Here is a 17,436-nt window from a genome sequence, read left to right as displayed (position 1 = left end):
CCGTTCGGATACTCCCCTCATCAGATACCAGCAACAATTCTATAAAACTTGAAATCATTATGAAACACGAGTAATAGTTAGAACAGTTTTTGTACGAACAAGGAAAGATCAATGCTTAAAAAAAGATTCTTTAAGACAAAAGATGAAGTCGAAGTCACGTTCGAGCTAGATAAAGATCAGTGGGACTCTGTCCAAATTGCTGGAGACTTCAACAACTGGCAGCCAGAACCGATGAAATTAGTGAAGAAAAGTCGTCAGTTTAAATTTAAAACCCGCTTACCTAAAGCGCGGAATGTTCAGTTCCGTTACTTGCTCGATGACGCGAAGTGGGAAAATGACCCACAAGCTGATGCTTACGTTCCAAATGCATTTGGCAGCGACAACAGCGTCGTATGTACCACCGAATAAGCGGTAATTTCGCTTTAAGATTCCATACCTAGGCGCAAACGTTGCGCCTTTTTACATCTCTCGAAATGTGATTGGTGATTAGATTTAAATCATTAATTGGCAATTTTATCCAATTAACTCATCCGATAACCTTATTCTGAGAAAGCTTTATTTGAAATAATTCGTAAATTTGTTTAAGTTCCATTGATATTAAATATTGTATACATCACTTAAATGAACGCACAACAAATCAAACCATCTCTAATCATTGTGGAAGACGATCCCAAATTACAAACTATGTTGGGTGAGTATTTTGTTGAACAAGGTTTTCAGGTCAAATGTATCGACAATGGGACGGACGCACCCAATGCGATTATTGACACACAACCAGACGTGGTGCTGTTAGATTTGATGCTACCCGGGCAAGATGGTCTGAGTGTATGTCGTCAAATCCGAGAATGCTACAAAGGCAAAGTGTTGATGCTAACAGCAAGTGATGATGACTTCGATCATGTCGCCGCATTAGAAATAGGCGCAGATGACTTTGTTACTAAACCCATCAAACCTCGCGTATTGCTGGCTCGTATTCGCATGCTATTAAGAAGAAAAGAGGCGGCGCCTACCGAGTCCGAAAACGGCCTACAAATTGGTGTTCTGTGTTTAAACCGACTACGTAAATCGTGCGTAATGAACCAAGAAGAAATTGCGCTGACAGACGGCGAGTTCGATTTGTTGTGGGTTCTTGCAACGCATGCTGAAAAAACACTATCACGCGAGTGGCTGACCAAAACACTGCGTGGTATTGAATACGATGGAACAGACCGCACCATTGATAATCGCATAGTGACACTGAGAAAGAAGCTAGGCGATGCTTCTTGCTCACCACAAAAAATCATTACCGTTCGCGGCAAAGGCTACCTATTTATGCCTGATGCATGGAATGAATAATGAGACGGATTTATCTGGAAAGCTTTGTTGGCCTTATCATTCTGTTTATGGCTAGCTTGTGGGGATACGAGTTCTTAGTTTATGAGATCAACACAGATTATGACTACCTGTTACAAGAGCATGAGGGTCAAGCTTTTCACGATCTGATCTACCCTATCTATAAAGAACACGGATTAGAATATACTCAACAACAGTTGGAACAATTTGCCACATCAAGCCATCGTTTGTTGGTGCCTCATACGCTTGAAGAGCTTCCAACAGACATCAAAAAGGCGTTTGAAAGTGATACCTCCGTTAACGTCGCTTACGATGAAGAAAGGGATATCTGGTTCCGCCTAGATGCGAGCACGCCTATCTTTAAAATGAGCGATAATCCGAATAGCCCTGTGGTTAAAGCAGCCAACTTTGATGACAATATCGTTTGGTTGTTCTTTTTAGCTGGATTTGCTCTGTATTGCATATTGTTGATCTGGTTCTTAAGCCGTCGGATTCGAGAGCTAGAGAGAGTGACCGTTGAGTTTGCCTCAGGTAACTTCAAGGCTCGAGCTAGTACCTCAAGCGCTAAGTCTGTTGGGACGTTAAACAAAAGCTTTAACACGATGGCCGATAAAGTATCTCGCTTGATCACTAGCAATAAAATGCTAACTAACGCCGTTGCACATGAATTGCGTACCCCAATCTTCCGCTTACAATGGCAAGCAGATTTGTTATCGGATTCAACCTTAACTGAACAACAGAAAAAGTATGTTTACAGTATCGTCGAAGACATTGACGAGATGGAAGAAATGGTTGAAGAATTGCTTTACTACGCAAAGATGGAGCGTCCTGACACAGCATTACAAACTCAAGAAGAAGTCGTCCTATTCAACTTAGTCAAAGAATTACGACAGAGATGGCAAAAAGAGACTACGCTCGGTATTTCGCTTCAAGAAGTAAACTCAGAAAACGTTCTCGCGTTTGCTGACCCAAAATTGTTAAAGCGAGCCTTAGATAACTTGCTGCGCAATGCAATGCGGTACGCGGATAAGCAGATTTTAGTAGAGATAAAACACGATCAGCACCGCTGCTTCATCAATGTTCATGATGATGGCATAGGTATTGAAGAAAAGCATTGGCCTCATCTATTCGAACCATTTTACAGCGCGGATGAATCTCGCAACAAAAAGACGAGCGGGTTTGGGCTCGGTTTGGCGATTGTCAGACAGATAATGGAGCTTCAACGTGGAGAAGTTTCGATTTGCCATAGCCCACTTGGAGGAGCTTGCTTCACACTTAGCCTCAAAAAATCAGATAGTTAACTTAACCTTCCTACCCCATTTACAGAAGACGACACTTCAATACACTCAAGCGACAGAGCCCAACAATAAAACAGTGTACATTTAATCCATAAGATTCACACACTAAATGGATAGTACTCATGTATAAATCTTTTATCCTGATTATGGCGCTTACTTCTACGCTTACAGCTTGCGCCTACAACCAAAAACCTGTCGTCGACATGACCAATGTTGACCCTAGTACATATGAACAAGACTTTCTTTACTGCCAAGGCTATGCAGAAAATGTCGACAAATCAGAGGCAGCGAAATCTGAAGCCACTAATGGGGCAGTTACAGGCGCATTGATCGGCGCAGCTGCTGGTGCGCTAGAAGACGGATTAGGTGGAGCGGCTGTCGGTGCTGCTGCCGGCGGTGCTGTAGGAGCTGGAGCTGGTGCTTTGAGTGGAACAAATGATTCAACCAAAACTCAATCTCTCGTATTGCGTAAATGCCTCCAGAACAAAGGCTATACCGTCTACGACCTTGATTAAATAAGCACTTTTCTTAAATTATCGCGCGATGGATTCTATTCACAAATGTTTCACGCTGTAACGATTAATCTCGTTACCTCTCTGGGATATGTGTTCCATCCCAATGCTTAAATAGTAAGGTCATATTTTGAAGCCAGGTAAAACAGGTATACGCCGTGTCATGGATGCGACCGGCTATTCATTTCAAGGATTGAAAGCCGCATGGACACACGAAGCCGCTTTTAGACAAGAATTGATTCTCGCCTTGGTGCTTTCCGTCTGTGCTTTTTTCCTTCCTGTCACCACATACGAAAGAGTGCTGATGATCAGTAGCCTGTTCTTGGTATTGATCGTCGAACTCATTAATTCCGCCGTAGAAGCGGTTGTCGACCGTGTTAGCGATGACTGGCACGAACTCAGTGGTAGAGCCAAAGATATTGGCTCAGCAGCAGTATTTGTTGCGTTAACTCTTGCCCTTTTTATTTGGGCTTCGTTCTTGCTCTAATTTTTATTCAAGACACTCATTATGAAGACACATGATTTACAACAGAGAGGTATCTCTTACGTTACCTTTACTTTCCTGTTGGCGCTGTATTTCGCTCTCGTCGTAAATATCCCTATTTATAAAGAACTGATCGGCATCTTTACACACTTAGATAATGTCAAGATTGGATTTATTATCACAATACCAATTTTCTTTCTTGCCGCGCTCAATTTCCTTTTTAATTTATTTAGTTGGCCTTGGATCGGCAAGCCGTTCTTTATAATTTTAATCATTGTTTCAAGTATGGTGAGCTACGCAAGCTATAACTATGGCACACTTTTCGATTCTGGAATGATTGCCAATATTGTTGAAACCGATTCGAGCGAGGCTAGTTCTTACCTGAGTGCTCACTCTGTAATTTGGACGCTGATTATGGGAGTTATCCCAGCGATAATTGTCTTTAAGGTCAAGCTGCAATCTCAACGTCACCAATTACTGTACTTCTCTGTTACCAAATTAGTATCGATGCTGTCGTCGCTAGCTGTCATCGCCGTCATTGCCAGCGTGTACTATCAAGACTACGCATCTGTAGGGCGCAACAATAGCCACCTAAAAAAAATCATCATACCCACCCAGTTCGTTTACAGCGCGACCGGGTATGTGAAGGAGAAATATTTCACCACGCCAGAGCCATATCGAGAAATCGGCACAGATGCAAAGCAGTCAGATAGCGCCGTACAGCAAGCACAGCGCAAACCAACACTACTGGTTTTTGTCGTAGGAGAAACCGCTCGAACGCAGAACTACCAACTCAATGGCTATACACGAGAGACAAACCCTTATACTAGTAAATTGGATGTTATCTCATTTCAAGACGTCGCATCTTGTGGCACCGCGACTGCTGTATCTGTGCCTTGTATGTTTTCACAGCTCACGCGAAACGAGTTTGAACGCACCAAAGCGGATAACCAGGACAATGCTCTCGATATAATGCAGCGCGCCGGGGTTGACCTCATTTGGAAAGAAAATGACGGTGGGGATAAAGAAGTAGCCCACAAGATCAAGAAAATCGAAGTGGATCGAAAGCAAGTAAGCCCTATGTGTAATGGCCAAACTTGTTACGACATGGCGCTATTAGATCATTTTGATCAGGAAGTCGCGGATATGCACGGTAACCGAGTGGTCGCCATGCACCTTATAGGAAGCCACGGTCCGACCTACTTTCAGCGTTACCCAAGAGACAACGCCTTCTTTAAACCAGACTGTCCACGTGCAGATATCGAAAACTGTAGCATCGAACAAATAGTGAACACATATGACAATACAATACGCTACACCGATCTTGTATTGGCAGAAACCATCAAAAAACTTAAAGCGTTAGAGTCTGAGTATAATACCGCGCTAATTTATATATCGGATCACGGTGAGTCACTAGGCGAAAACGGATTGTTCTTACATGGTATGCCTTATGGCCTTGCACCAGATTTCCAAAAACGCGTTCCTTTGATTATGTGGCTGTCTTCAGGCTTTAAACAAGCGAAGCAGATCAATACTGACTGTTTGTATAAACAAGCACAGAATGCAGGCCAATACTCACATGATAACGTGTTCCACTCTTTATTAGGCATTATGGATGTACAAACTCAAGCCTACGATAGCAAGTTAGATATATTCAAAGCCTGCCGAGCCGTTTCCTAAATCATTCAATAAAGCCTGGCTCAAAGTGTGAATCAGGCTTTTTCTAACAAGGTATTTAAACTCATCGCCGAGCCAAACGTTATACTGACAGTCCGCGATCCATACATCGAGATAAGGACTAGGATGAAAATTGGTATTATTGGTCTAGGGGATATCGCTCAGAAAGCATACCTTCCTGTTATCACTCAGCTTCCAAATATCGAACTTGTATTTTGTACCCGCAACCCAAACACACTTGAGAGCCTGGCTAAGCAGTATCGAATCTCAGAGATCTGCCAAGACTACCAGCAACTTCTGCACTTTGGCGTCGATGCCGTCATGATTCATGCGGCAACAAGCGTACACCCTCAAATAGCGGCATTTTTTCTGCAGCATGGAATTCCAACCTTTGTCGACAAACCATTAGCGAACAGTGCTGATGACGTAGAAAAGCTGTACGACATTGCCGAAAAAGAGAGACAGCCACTCTATGTGGGCTTTAACCGTCGTCACATTCCACTTTACAACCAACATATGCCACAAGTGCAGCAAGGCAACATATCTGACTTAAAGTCGCTACGCTGGGAAAAGAACCGTCACCAACTACCGGGGGATGTTCGTACCTTTATATTTGATGATTTTATTCACCCATTAGACAGCGTTAACGTCACAGCCAAAGCCGATCTAAAAGATGCTTATGTAACTCATCAACTTGAAGGTGGTCAGTTGGCGCGTTTAGATATTCAGTGGCAACATGGAGATACTTTGCTCCACGCCTCGATGAATCGCCACTTCGGTATCACTACAGAGCGCGTTCAAGCTTGTTATGCAAACAAGGCAGTTGAGTTCGACTCCTTCGTTGAAGGCAAACTATGGCAAGCTAACCAAGAGCAAAAAATCAATTTGAAAGACTGGACGCCAATGCTGACGAGTAAAGGTTTCCATTCGATGTTGCTCGATTGGTTTGGCGTCGTTGAGTCTGGAAATATTGCTGATGAAGTAGTAACACGCAACATTGCTAGCCATCGATTGGCAGAGCAAATTTGTCAATATCTCAAGAAAGTTGTCTCTAGATAATGCGATTCTTGGCTATATGCTTGATTGAGTATTACGCTCTATACTAAAAAGACTTGCATTAAGGAAGGCATTCATTCTCTGTTAAGACTACGGCGATTATTCTATCAATCAGGTGAATGAGGGCACAAAAGCACACATCGACAAAACAGACGGTTTAGATTTGTTTTACGGTGCTCTCAGGTATCTAAATCATCACATTCAAGAATAAAGGAAATAGAATGAGAACACTTGGTAACATCATTTGGTTTGTATTTGGTGGCGTATTTATGGGGTTGCTATGGTGGTTTTTTGGTATTTTGGCCTTTATTAGCATCATCGGAATACCTTGGGGGCGTGCGTGTATCGTTATGGGTAATTTTTCCTTTTTCCCATTCGGTAAAGAGGCCATCTCACGCGATGAATTGACCAATGAAATGGACATTGGCACGAGTCCGCTCGGCGTTATTGGTAACGTCCTTTGGTTTGTATTTGCAGGCCTTTGGTTAGCTATCGGTCACGTACTTTCTGCCGCAGCATGCTTTGTCACCATAATCGGCATTCCGTTTGCGCTCCAACACCTCAAGCTAGCGGTTATTTCACTCGCACCAATTGGTAAAACGGTTGTATCGTCTGAAGAAGCTGCAATGGCTCGATATAACATCAATCGTTAGCGATCGGCTAATGCACTTTCTATCCTCTGGGCAGTCATGCTCAGAGGGTAACGCCCGTCAAAAGTAAGCCTATAATCGCTATCGCATATTCAATAATGGCTGATTGTATATTCATACCGTCACCTTTACGTTGAAGTTTATCCTAGCTCAGCACTGCTTTACTTTTATAATTAATTAATACGCCCAATCGAGTTCAAGATGCTAGACTCATAGCGTCGTCACTGACTCAAACTCCAAGAACGACGTAACGAAAAAGCGAGCTATCCTATGCTCGAAATATGGGTTCTTTCCCCCTCGAAGTAGAGTTCAACAACAAAAAGACGAACTATAAGCATAGCCAAAATTAATGCTTTTCGACCTAAAATATCTCACATCAATCAAAGAAAGCTTCTAAGATTTTCTCTTTTTGAGTAAATATAGAGAGTTACAGTAGCGAAATTCTTCTTGGTAAAACTCCCCACTCAATCTCATGACCAGTTTTTTTAAAAAACAACAAAAATTCGTTGTTATCTAGAGTAATTATTTTATTTGTCGCAGAGCAATTCCATCAATATTATTTGCGACATCGGAGTGCTAGAGCATTGAACTTTTTAGCATTTATCACAGGTATAGAACGTAAAAAACCTTTTATTACTTATTTTTCTTTTTACATATGTTCTAACTCAACGTCTATTCAGACAGGAATATACCGTGGATAAATATCAAGCAGCTTATGCTAAGCGTCTAGAGAAACTAAATGGGGATCCATCTCCTAAAACGATAGCCCGCCTTTCGGCTTGGGATGCGTTTTTTAACAAGGAGTACGAGCTCCAAGACTTGGAATACCAGCTATCGGACGCTGCGCACCAGCACTATGAACAGTCGCATGCGAAGAGCGACATTAGCTTCAAAGAATTCAAACGAGCGTTCTATAATGAATCCATCAAAATTTACAATTTAACTGATGGCGCTTCTATCCAGAAAGTATTCACCCCATTACTTTTGCTTACAACGCTCTGGATAGTGTTTGTATGCCTATTTAACAAGTGATCATCAAACTATTCCAACAACGATCAGTATGGGACTACAGGTATGGCTCTATGTAAGGGGGCTAGTCGGCTCGGTCTCCTTCACTAAATTAGCGACTCAATTACCCGCAATTCCATAGGCTAAAAGTGACAAGGGCATCCATTGATGCCCTTTTTATTCAAAGGAACGCAACCTAGACCTTTGGCCCACTTGGGTATAAAACCATTATGCGTTAAGCTGCACGCTATTATCCGATTGATAAAGAGTGGAGCGAAGTGATGGAAAAAGTAGGCTCTCGAGCATTGATTGTCGAAGGTGGAGCCATGCGAGGCGTATTTTCATGCGGCATACTCGATCATTTTCTTGCTAGCGAGTTCTCTCCATTTGATAGCTTTTGGGGAGTGTCTGCGGGTGCTAGCAACTTGGCGGCCTACTTAGCTAAAATGCCCGGACGTAACTTAAAAATCTACCTCGATTACAGCTTAAGAAAAGAATTTATCTCTCCATCTCAACTTCTACGTGGTGGTGATATGATGAACTTAGACTGGATGTGGAATGTCACCCTCGAAGAACTTGGCATCGATAAATCTGCCCTCAAAGCTGATTCACGACCTTTCTTTTTAGGCGTGACGCGTCAAGACAATGGGCAAGCGGAGTACCACCTTCCTGATGTCGACGACTTGGCAGAAACAATGAAAGCCAGCAGCGCACTGCCTGTACTTTACAGAAATGGCGTATCACTGAACGGAATTCAATACGTTGATGGTGGCGTCTCAGACGCACTTCCTGTTGCAGAAGCAATAAAGCGAGGAGCCAAAAAGATTATGGTTTTACGCAGTCAGCCCGCAAGCTATCAAAAGCCAAGAGGAAGATTCAGCGCCCTAACTAGGAAGATGTTGAAAGAAACGCCCGGATTAATTGAACCGATGTTGACACGTGAAGTTCGCTACAATCAGACCTTAGCGCTGCTCAACAACCCACCACCTGGTATCGAAATCATTCAAGTGTGTCCTCCTGAAACATTCAAGTTGAAACGGCTGAGTCGATCGCCAGCACCACTGCGTCATGCTTATGAGTTAGGAATTGAAGCAGGAAAGGAAGCCATCATACGATGGAGTCAGAAGTAGAAAAAAGCCACGTGGATTAAACGTGGCTAACGCAAATTCGATGGCAGTGGATTATCGTATTTGCTTCTGGTCGAGCCCAATATTCAGGCTCAAAACTGTTTTAATTTGCTCGCTAACTGAAAAAGCGAGTAGGCAGTCCAAACTAGTAAGTTTCAAACAACCCAGAGTTGTAGTCTTGGATTGCTTGTTCTATCTCTTCCATGCTATTCATGACAAAAGGGCCATAATGCACCACGGGTTCATTAATTGGCTCACCAATAAAGATCAGTGCACCACTCTCTTTTTCGGCCTGCAATTCAACCCATTCACCTTTCGATAAAATGGCCATTTCGCCTTGATTGATCTCACGACCTTTTAATTGAATACGACCTTTATAGACATAGAGCATCATGTTGTTGTCTTGCTCCGTGTTCAAATTCAAAGCTTGACCACCCATCGCTCTCCAATCGGCTACCGTGGCAGCAACACCTGTCTCTGTTAGCGGCCCCTGAATTCGTTCGTTGTTTATAGTCATATGACCCGCAATCAAACGTACAACCCCCGTATTCGGAGTATCAAACTCAGTGATCGTTTCAGGTTGAAAGTCATGATATTGAGCTGGCTGCATCTTATTTTTCGCAGGCTGGTTAATCCAAATTTGGAAACCATGCAGTTCGCCTTCCTTCATAATAGGCATTTCGCTATGGATGACGCCTCTTCCTGCCGCCATCCACTGTGCTCCACCGGAACGAAGCTCGCCAACATTATCCATATGATCACGATGCTGGAAATGACCTTTCAACATATAAGTAAGCGTCTCGATACCGCGGTGCGGATGCGGAGGGAAACCGCCGATATAATCAGCACGGTCTTCTGATTTGAGTTCATCCATCATCAAAAATGGAGAAAAGCTAGCATGATTGAAACCCGCTACTCGGCGAATTTTCACTCCATCACCATCAGCAGTAGGTTGCGCAGGAATAAGCTGACGAATTTCTCTGAATGTACTCATACTAGTTCTCCTAGTTTATCTTTGTGACCGCTTGCAAATCGCATGTTCAATCTATGGCTATCGATAAGGTTCTATTTTAGGTTGATGAGCTAAAATTATGAGCCATACTATTCGTTCTACTTATTCAACTTTTTCGAACAATACAGTTTATCGAGTTAATAATGAGCACATTTAATTTATCTAAAATAAATGTAGCTATTTTCTAAACAAGGTGTATAGTGTGCCTTGGCTCTTAGAAGAGAGCTGTTAATGCAACATTTAGTTTAAGTTTCCTCTCAGTAAAATCTTGAATCCCCAATTCAGACACCTGCGTACAACTTCCTCTTGATTGAACATTCAATAGCTTAGAAAAGATCCACAAAACAAATCATAATTTTAATGTTTAATTCAAAGGTATTTTTATGTCTAAAGTAACTGGTTCAGTAAAATGGTTTAACGAAACTAAAGGCTTCGGTTTTCTATCTCAAGACAACGGCGGCCAAGATGTATTCGTACACTTTAACGCTATCGTTTCTGACGGTTTCAAAACACTGACTGAAGGTCAGAAAGTAAGCTTCAATGTAGAGCAAGGTAAAAAAGGTCCTCAAGCGACTGAAGTAACTCCTCTATAAGACTGCTTTTCTTGGTGTAGCATGCTCATGCTGCACCAAACCTCTCTCCTTCAAAAATATTCTTTCATCAATCACTCAGCCTAATTTTAGGCATTGCTTTGTGCTATCTAAAATAAACTGAATAGTACTGCTTAATTTATTATTTATAGGAAAAATCATGTCCTCAAAAAGAACTGGCCGTCAAAGGCATTGGTATCAATTACTTAACAAAGAGAAAATCACTAAAAAACAGGAGAATAAATGTTAGAAATTGAATTTAATTTAGAACAACCTCAAACCTCTTGGAACGCTAAAATACATCAATTAAATGGTGATATTTTACGAAGACACGTATTACCGAAACTTCTTTCTCATAGCTTCATGATCGATTTTGAATATTGTGAGAAAACGCAATCTGGAACTATTCTCTGTGATTCAGGTTCAAAGTTAGGAAGTTTTACTGTTAACTGATTCAGTTTTCATGCATTAATGGATAATGCAACTAATTTGGAAGGTATCCAATGGCTAGAAAAAGTAAGAAGCAGTCAGAAAAAGACAAAAAAGAGTCTGAACAAAACGCGGCGGCGGTAAAGCAGAAAACTCGACGCCGCATAGAAGACATTATGGAACAAAGAGAATTTGATAAGTTATTCGATCTATAAATGCTCTTTAGTGCTTTCTCTGCCTTTATCGTTGTGCAAGGTACCGCCACCTACCTTTGCTCAAACGAATCTCCACTCTTTTAGACTACTCTTCTAATTACACGAGCCTCTCACACACGCAAAAACAACTGGCTCCTCTATACTCAAGTGACTTGCAAATAGTCGTTTCGCTCACAGGAAAACCCGTGACTAATGACAGTTAGGTTATTTGCGTATAGCCAAAGCGATATTTTTGCGTATAATCCCTCTCGTTTGCTTCGTATAACCCCAATGATATGGTTTGGGGGTCTCTACCAGTTCCCGCAAAGTGCTGATTACGAAGAGTTGAGATCATCGTGGGTCTTACTCTTTGTGATAGCGTTCGATTTATTTCTATCTATACCTATTCTTAGAGTAACTGCATCCACAATACACATAAGGTGGAATATGAACGCATTTATTCAAGGTCTTCCAAAAGTAGAGCTGCACTTACATATCGAAGGTTCACTTGAGCCGGAACTCTTATTCAAATTAGCAAAACGAAACGGCATCGAGATCCCTTACTCTTCTCCGAGTGAACTACGCAGCGCATATCAGTTCACAGACTTACAATCATTTCTCGACCTCTATTACCAAGGAGCGGGAGTTCTGCGTACTGAGCAAGATTTTTACGATCTCACTTGGGAATACTTACTGCACTGTAAAGAAGACAACGTTATTCATACCGAAATCTTTTTTGACCCTCAAACACACACAGAACGCGGCATAGACTTTGACACTGTTATCAATGGAATCGCTCGTGCGCTAAAAGATGGTCACGAAAAACTTGGCATTACCTCGCAAATTATTGCGTGTTTTCTCCGTCACCTTTCAGAAGAGAGCGCCATAGAGACCCTACAGGCTATTCTGAAACATCGTGATAAGATCATTGGTGTTGGACTAGATTCTTCAGAACAAGGTCATCCGCCAGCTAAATTCAAGCGCGTATTTAAACAAGCAGTAGAAGAAGGCTTACTTACCGTTGCTCACGCAGGTGAAGAAGGCCCCGCACAAAATATTAGCGATGCAATTGAAATGCTTTACGTGAGCCGCGTGGATCACGGTGTTCGCTGTGTTGATGATGAAGCATTAGTTGAATCCTTAATCGAAAGCCAAATGCCACTGACAGTGTGTCCGTTATCGAATCTTAAGCTATGTGTATTCGACGATATGAAAGATCACAATATTGTGGATTTGCTACGAAAAGGTGTCGCCGTAACGATTAACTCAGACGATCCTGTGTACTTTGGTGGCTACATGACGGATAACTTTCTGGCCGTCAACAACGCACATCCAATGAGTAAGAGTGAACTTGCCCAATTTACAATGAACGCGATTGATGCCAGCTTTATCGATAACGAGTTAAAGGCGAAATATCGTCACCTTGTTAGCCAATACGTAAACCAGCACGAAGCGTCGCAATAAAGGCATCAGTACCACGCCTTAGGTCAAACGCGTAGGTATTAAAACCCTACAAAGACTCTGTGGTTAACCGCATTTATAAACGCTAGACTGAGAAAGCTAAACTAGCACACAAAAAGGAATAGAATCATGATTCAACAAGGCCAAGCTCTACCAGTTGCAACTCTAAGTGAGTTGACTGCCGATGGTATGGTTAACCACGACGTTACAGAACTGTTTGCGAACAAGAAAGTCGTACTCTTTGCTGTACCTGGCGCATTCACCCCTACCTGTTCAGAAGCTCATCTACCAGGCTATGTGGTATTAGCTGATGAGCTAAAGGCAAAAGGTGTTGATTTAATTGCGTGCGTTTCTGTAAACGATGCATTTGTGATGCAAGCGTGGGGCGAAGCTCAAAACGCTTCTGAGATTCTGATGTTGGGTGATGGCGACGCTAGCTTTACTAAAACATTGGGTCTTGAAATGGATACAGGCGGCTTTGGTGGTATTCGCTCACAACGTTACGCGATGATCATTGAAAACGGCACAGTGACTAAGCTTAACGTTGAAGAGCCAAAAGAGTTTGAAGCAAGCAAAGCAGAAACGATTTTAGCGGCGCTTTAAGCTTACTCCTAAATACAAAAACGGAAGCCATCGCTTCCGTTTTTTGTTGGCTAACGCATTCTCACAACACTCGTTTGTTGCTTACGCTGCATTTCCGCAAAAGTCAGCACAAACGGGGATGACTGCTTTACACGGCTTGGTAATGAAGAAAGCGCATTGTAGGCATCCTGTTTCGTTTTAAAATCACCAACAGTTACCGTATACCAACGCGTGCCTCGGCTGTTTTTCCAGTTAACCCAAACCGGATGCTTAGGATCGATATAGCGAATATAATCTTTCACATCTTTTTCTTGCTTTAGCGCGAGTACCTGCATTGTGTAATGGTTTGGGTTTAAATAACCATATGCATCCTGAGAGGTCATGACTCCAACACATTGGCCGCTATCGACCTCCTGCTGGTAAGGCATAGCGCAGCCCATGAGCGATAAAATCAATGTCAAAGATAAAATCTTGTGCACGTGTCACTCCATTCTTGTTCTAGTTTCTTTTCTCTCGCACCCAAAAACACAAAACGCTCTTGGTCAGGTAAAAACACCCCCTTACAAGAAGGCCTGCGTTTTAACGCAACGAGTATTCCAAAAACGTAAGGCGACCACGTTGGTCGCCTTAGTAAATTGATTTAATAGAACATTAACAAGATAGAGTGATATAGACAGAAGTTCGCTACTGTTTAGAACCAGCTAGCGACCAATTGTTTAAACCAGTCTAAAATTCGCTTGAATAAACTGCCTTCCTCCACGGATTCCAATGCAACGAGCTCGGCTTCATTTACGACCTTACCGTCGACTTTGTAAAGCACTTTACCAACCACTTGTTGCTCAGAAATTGGCGCAACTAAATCACCGTTGTATTCGACTTCCGCTTGCAGCTTTTTTACATCTCCTTTTGGCAAAGTGAGATACACATCGTTAGCTACGCCGACAGTAAGCTCGTCTTTTTCACCCATCCAAACTCGAGCTTTCGCAAGTTCCGCACCCGCCTCAGTCGGCATTACCGTATCGTAAAAGCGGAAGCCATAACTTAACAGCTGCTTACTTTCTGATTCACGAACATTCTCGCTCTTCGCTCCCATCACCACAGCAATCAGACGCATATCACCTTGTGTTGCAGAAGTCGCTAGACTATAACCCGCACCGCTTGTATATCCAGTTTTCATGCCATCGACATTCATACTACGATCACGAAGCAAGCCATTACGGTTGTATTGAGTGATGCCATTGTAAGTAAACGAGGTTTCGCTATACAGCGGATAGATATCAGGTAAGTCACGAATAATCGCTTGGCCCAACTTGGCAATATCATAAGGTGTCGAATATAAACCGTCACTGTCTAGGCCGTGAGGGTTGGTGAATGCCGTGTTAGACAATTCAAGCTTGGCGGCCCAACTATTCATCAAACTCACAAACCCTGATTCACTTCCCGCAACATGCTCAGCAATAGCGACACTGGCATCGTTACCAGATTGAACAATCAGACCACGGTATAAGTCAGACAAAGAAACGGAAGTATTGACTTCAATAAACATTTTTGAAGAATCTGGGAAATTTTTTGCCCAAGCATTTCTGCTGATGACAACCTCATCATTCAACGTAATATTGCCTGTATTAATTTCTTGACCAGCTACATAAGCAGTCATCAACTTCGTTAAACTCGCGGGGTTTAAACGTTTGTGGGCATCACGTTCAACCAGTACTTTCCCCGTATGGAAGTCCATCAAAACATAACCACGAGAACTGAGTTCCGGCGCATTTGGCACAACTGAAGGCGCAGCATAAGCCAACGAGGATACAGCAGCGAACCCTGTAATTAACACTGTGTGTAATATAGTACTTTTTCTCATCATGACATCTTATCTTAGTAGCATTTAAGGCTTACAAACGGTACCCGAATGAATTCAAAGCGCGGGATTACCTAGTTAAAAAACGAGTATATTGAAACGGCGCTCAGTTACAGCCACCTTGTTACGATTGGTTACTTTTACTCAATGTTTGTCGAAAATAATGAGAGGTAGGTAGAGCTTTCGTCTTGAAGAATGAAACAAGAGCGAAAATAATTCCGTAACGCTATGTTTTTTGAGAGGAGAGAAAAAGCGCGCAAGTCAATTCAGGGAGTAAGTTGGTATAGGAAAAGTAGTTGAGCTTTTATCCATATCTAAATAGGAAACAACAAAAACAATCAACAATAAGCCCAGCTAATTACTTACCAAGAAAACATATTAAAAACGCATCATAAAATCGTAATTAATTATCGATAAATTTAAAAACCTCAGATTATAATTTATGCAAATTTCATTTATTATTAAATCGGAGAAAAATACAGCTTTCCTTTTTTAAAACTAAGAGACGATTTTTTCGATGTTTTTAGGTTTATCTCATCAGAGAACTTGGTATAACAGTGAGGGATAAGGCATCCGGACTTAGCGCGAAAGGATAACCCACTGTTATTTAAGTTCACACGCTGCTTTTTAATGACTAGAGACTTTAAACTGCGGTTACCTTGGGTTTGTGTAGCTATTCTTTGACGTATCCCAACCCAGTACGACTCAAACGACGACATCATACATATCCTCTTTCATGATATAAGCATTAATAATTAAACATCGCTAAAAGCTAAGCTTGTCTTAAATAAAAGTACTAGAAATTAATTTTATTTCTTCAAAACAAATCAACCCGCATATTCCACATAAATTTAGTGGTTATGTCAAATATTAATTATCATTAATTTTATTTATAATGGATATAAAATCAGTTTATAATTTTTAAATAATTTAATTATTAGAAAGCAGTATAACCAGTCCATATTTAACATGGAAATATGAGCTTTGTTTTGCATCATAACATATAAATACATTAAAGATTCATCTACGAACTAAATGCTCTTCAAGAGGTGATATAAATTAGCATTTCGAGACTAAATGAGAATAAAAATAGCGCACCGTATATGGTGCGCTATAGATTTGATTAAGATCTCTGTATAAGCATAGATAAAACTAAACTCATTTGACGTAGCTAGGCCAAGATTGCTTATGGTTTAAGTTTCAATACTTTATCAATATCTTCTGCGCTGTGGCGCTCAGGTAACTGCTCCCATTCTTCACCCCATGAACGGTTCACAATTCGACCACGTTTTACCGCTTCACGCTCATCAATTACTTTTGCCCAACGCACAACGTTTTTGTAGCTTTCTACGTCTAAGAATTCAGCCGCATCGTAAGCACGACCCAACACAAGGTTGCCGTACCATGGCCATGTTGCGATATCAGCGATGCTGTACTCATCGCCACCTAGGAATTCATTGTTCGCAAGACGCTTGTCTAATACATCTAACTGACGTTTTGCTTCCATTGTAAAGCGGTTGATTGGGTACTCGAACTTCTCTGGTGCGTACGCGTAGAAGTGACCAAAACCACCGCCTAGATATGGCGCAGAACCTTGGAGCCAGAATAACCAGTTCATTACCTCAGCACGCTTAGCGCCTTCTTTTGGTAAGAAATGATCAAACTTCTCTGCTAGATAAAACAAGATGTTGCCAGATTCAAACACGTTCACTGGCTCAGAACCCGAACGGTCAACCAATGCCGGAATTTTAGAGTTTGGGTTAACAGCCACAAAGCCAGAGCCAAACTGGTCACCATCGCCAATCTTAATCAGGTACGCGTCGTATTCTGCTGCCGTTACGCCTGCCGCTAAAAGCTCTTCAAACATGATCGTCACTTTCTGACCATTTGGGGTACCCATTGAGTAAAGTTGGAATGGGTGCTCACCAACTGGAAGCTCTTGCTCATGACGTGCGCCAGAATCCGGACGGTTGATGCTCGCCCACTGACCGCCGTTTTCATTATCGTTTGTCCAAACTTTTGGTGGAATGTATTCGTTAGCCATTGTTTTCCCTTATTGTGTTTGAATGCATCTTCAAACTGACGGGTCTTACGCGCCAGCAAGCATTATTAACATCACCTCTTCGCCAACTGCGATTAGGCATACTCAAGATATTAGGTCGAATT

The 17,436-nt window shown here is 42.0% G+C and carries 19 protein-coding genes and 1 riboswitch; of the genes, 15 read left to right on the top strand and 4 right to left on the bottom strand.

Going from position 1 to position 17,436, the window contains the following annotated elements; genetic code table 11:
• The first annotated feature begins 111 nt into the window (after window positions 1-111).
• The 10 genes from L3V37_RS03950 (at window position 112) to L3V37_RS03905 (ending at window position 9,147) form a co-directional block, all read left to right on the top strand.
• Window positions 112-408 (top strand): isoamylase early set domain-containing protein, encoded by a 297-nt coding sequence (locus tag L3V37_RS03950; RefSeq protein WP_053349287.1) that lies wholly within the window; start codon window positions 112-114, stop codon window positions 406-408.
• Between the two features lie 213 nt (window positions 409-621).
• Window positions 622-1,335 carry a response regulator gene (locus L3V37_RS03945; RefSeq protein ID WP_005373673.1) on the top strand — a complete coding sequence of 238 codons (714 nt, stop codon included), beginning with the start codon at window positions 622-624 and terminating at the stop codon, window positions 1,333-1,335.
• Window positions 1,335-2,633, top strand: a complete 1,299-nt coding sequence (locus L3V37_RS03940; RefSeq protein ID WP_017819858.1) for an ATP-binding protein — start codon at window positions 1,335-1,337, stop codon at window positions 2,631-2,633. The genes L3V37_RS03945 and L3V37_RS03940 overlap by 1 nt, the downstream gene beginning before the upstream one ends.
• A gap of 119 nt (window positions 2,634-2,752) precedes the next feature.
• The gene (locus tag L3V37_RS03935) at window positions 2,753-3,145 is read left to right on the top strand and encodes a glycine zipper family protein (RefSeq protein ID WP_005373677.1); all 393 of its coding nucleotides are present in this window, start codon (window positions 2,753-2,755) and stop codon (window positions 3,143-3,145) included.
• Between the two features lie 127 nt (window positions 3,146-3,272).
• The gene (locus L3V37_RS03930) at window positions 3,273-3,629 is read left to right on the top strand and encodes a diacylglycerol kinase (protein ID WP_017635149.1); all 357 of its coding nucleotides are present in this window, start codon (window positions 3,273-3,275) and stop codon (window positions 3,627-3,629) included.
• Window positions 3,630-3,650: 21 nt separating this feature from the next.
• Window positions 3,651-5,306: a phosphoethanolamine transferase gene (locus L3V37_RS03925; RefSeq protein ID WP_170893114.1), complete on the top strand. Its 1,656-nt coding sequence runs from the start codon at window positions 3,651-3,653 to the stop codon at window positions 5,304-5,306.
• 123 nt (window positions 5,307-5,429) lie between these two features.
• The gene (locus L3V37_RS03920) at window positions 5,430-6,362 is read left to right on the top strand and encodes a Gfo/Idh/MocA family protein (RefSeq protein ID WP_237305872.1); all 933 of its coding nucleotides are present in this window, start codon (window positions 5,430-5,432) and stop codon (window positions 6,360-6,362) included.
• 218 nt (window positions 6,363-6,580) lie between these two features.
• Window positions 6,581-7,012, top strand: coding sequence for a YccF domain-containing protein (locus L3V37_RS03915; protein ID WP_005373685.1), 432 nt, complete (start codon window positions 6,581-6,583; stop codon window positions 7,010-7,012).
• A gap of 690 nt (window positions 7,013-7,702) precedes the next feature.
• Window positions 7,703-8,041, top strand: a complete 339-nt coding sequence (locus L3V37_RS03910) for a hypothetical protein (RefSeq protein ID WP_017635147.1) — start codon at window positions 7,703-7,705, stop codon at window positions 8,039-8,041.
• Between the two features lie 257 nt (window positions 8,042-8,298).
• Window positions 8,299-9,147, top strand: a complete 849-nt coding sequence (locus L3V37_RS03905) for a patatin family protein (RefSeq protein ID WP_237305871.1) — start codon at window positions 8,299-8,301, stop codon at window positions 9,145-9,147.
• A 142-nt stretch (window positions 9,148-9,289) separates the two neighbouring features.
• Here the strand turns inward: L3V37_RS03905 and L3V37_RS03900 are convergent, their stop codons facing one another.
• Complete coding sequence (locus tag L3V37_RS03900) at window positions 9,290-10,138, bottom strand: pirin family protein (RefSeq protein WP_064369375.1); 849 nt, start codon at window positions 10,136-10,138, stop codon at window positions 9,290-9,292.
• Between the two features lie 401 nt (window positions 10,139-10,539).
• Here L3V37_RS03900 and L3V37_RS03895 point away from each other — a divergent pair, with 401 nt between their 5' ends.
• The 5 genes from L3V37_RS03895 (at window position 10,540) to L3V37_RS03875 (ending at window position 13,433) form a co-directional block, all read left to right on the top strand.
• Complete coding sequence (locus L3V37_RS03895) at window positions 10,540-10,749, top strand: cold-shock protein (RefSeq protein ID WP_005373691.1); 210 nt, start codon at window positions 10,540-10,542, stop codon at window positions 10,747-10,749.
• A gap of 240 nt (window positions 10,750-10,989) precedes the next feature.
• Window positions 10,990-11,199 carry a hypothetical protein gene (locus L3V37_RS03890; protein ID WP_005373692.1) on the top strand — a complete coding sequence of 70 codons (210 nt, stop codon included), beginning with the start codon at window positions 10,990-10,992 and terminating at the stop codon, window positions 11,197-11,199.
• Window positions 11,200-11,249: 50 nt separating this feature from the next.
• Window positions 11,250-11,390 carry a PA3496 family putative envelope integrity protein gene (locus L3V37_RS03885; RefSeq protein WP_017633782.1) on the top strand — a complete coding sequence of 47 codons (141 nt, stop codon included), beginning with the start codon at window positions 11,250-11,252 and terminating at the stop codon, window positions 11,388-11,390.
• 237 nt (window positions 11,391-11,627) lie between these two features.
• A riboswitch (purine riboswitch) is annotated at window positions 11,628-11,727 on the top strand.
• Window positions 11,728-11,816: 89 nt separating this feature from the next.
• The gene (locus L3V37_RS03880) at window positions 11,817-12,833 is read left to right on the top strand and encodes an adenosine deaminase (RefSeq protein WP_237305870.1); all 1,017 of its coding nucleotides are present in this window, start codon (window positions 11,817-11,819) and stop codon (window positions 12,831-12,833) included.
• Window positions 12,834-12,959: 126 nt separating this feature from the next.
• Window positions 12,960-13,433, top strand: coding sequence for a peroxiredoxin (locus L3V37_RS03875; RefSeq protein ID WP_130546396.1), 474 nt, complete (start codon window positions 12,960-12,962; stop codon window positions 13,431-13,433).
• A gap of 50 nt (window positions 13,434-13,483) precedes the next feature.
• Here the strand turns inward: L3V37_RS03875 and L3V37_RS03870 are convergent, their stop codons facing one another.
• The 3 genes from L3V37_RS03870 to yghU form a co-directional block, all read right to left on the bottom strand.
• Window positions 13,484-13,891: an SPOR domain-containing protein gene (locus L3V37_RS03870; protein WP_005373701.1), complete on the bottom strand. Its 408-nt coding sequence runs from the start codon at window positions 13,889-13,891 to the stop codon at window positions 13,484-13,486.
• 212 nt (window positions 13,892-14,103) lie between these two features.
• Window positions 14,104-15,273 (bottom strand): D-alanyl-D-alanine carboxypeptidase family protein, encoded by a 1,170-nt coding sequence (locus L3V37_RS03865; RefSeq protein ID WP_171342685.1) that lies wholly within the window; start codon window positions 15,271-15,273, stop codon window positions 14,104-14,106.
• Between the two features lie 1,183 nt (window positions 15,274-16,456).
• Window positions 16,457-17,314: a glutathione-dependent disulfide-bond oxidoreductase gene (yghU, locus tag L3V37_RS03860; protein ID WP_005373705.1), complete on the bottom strand. Its 858-nt coding sequence runs from the start codon at window positions 17,312-17,314 to the stop codon at window positions 16,457-16,459.
• Window positions 17,315-17,436: the final 122 nt, after the last annotated feature.

The sequence above is a fragment of the Vibrio sp. D54 genome, assembly GCF_021728075.1.
GTDB classification, from domain to species: domain Bacteria; phylum Pseudomonadota; class Gammaproteobacteria; order Enterobacterales; family Vibrionaceae; genus Vibrio; species Vibrio alginolyticus.
Note: the sequence above shows the minus strand (reverse complement) of the source record. Positions and strands in the feature narration are given on the sequence as shown.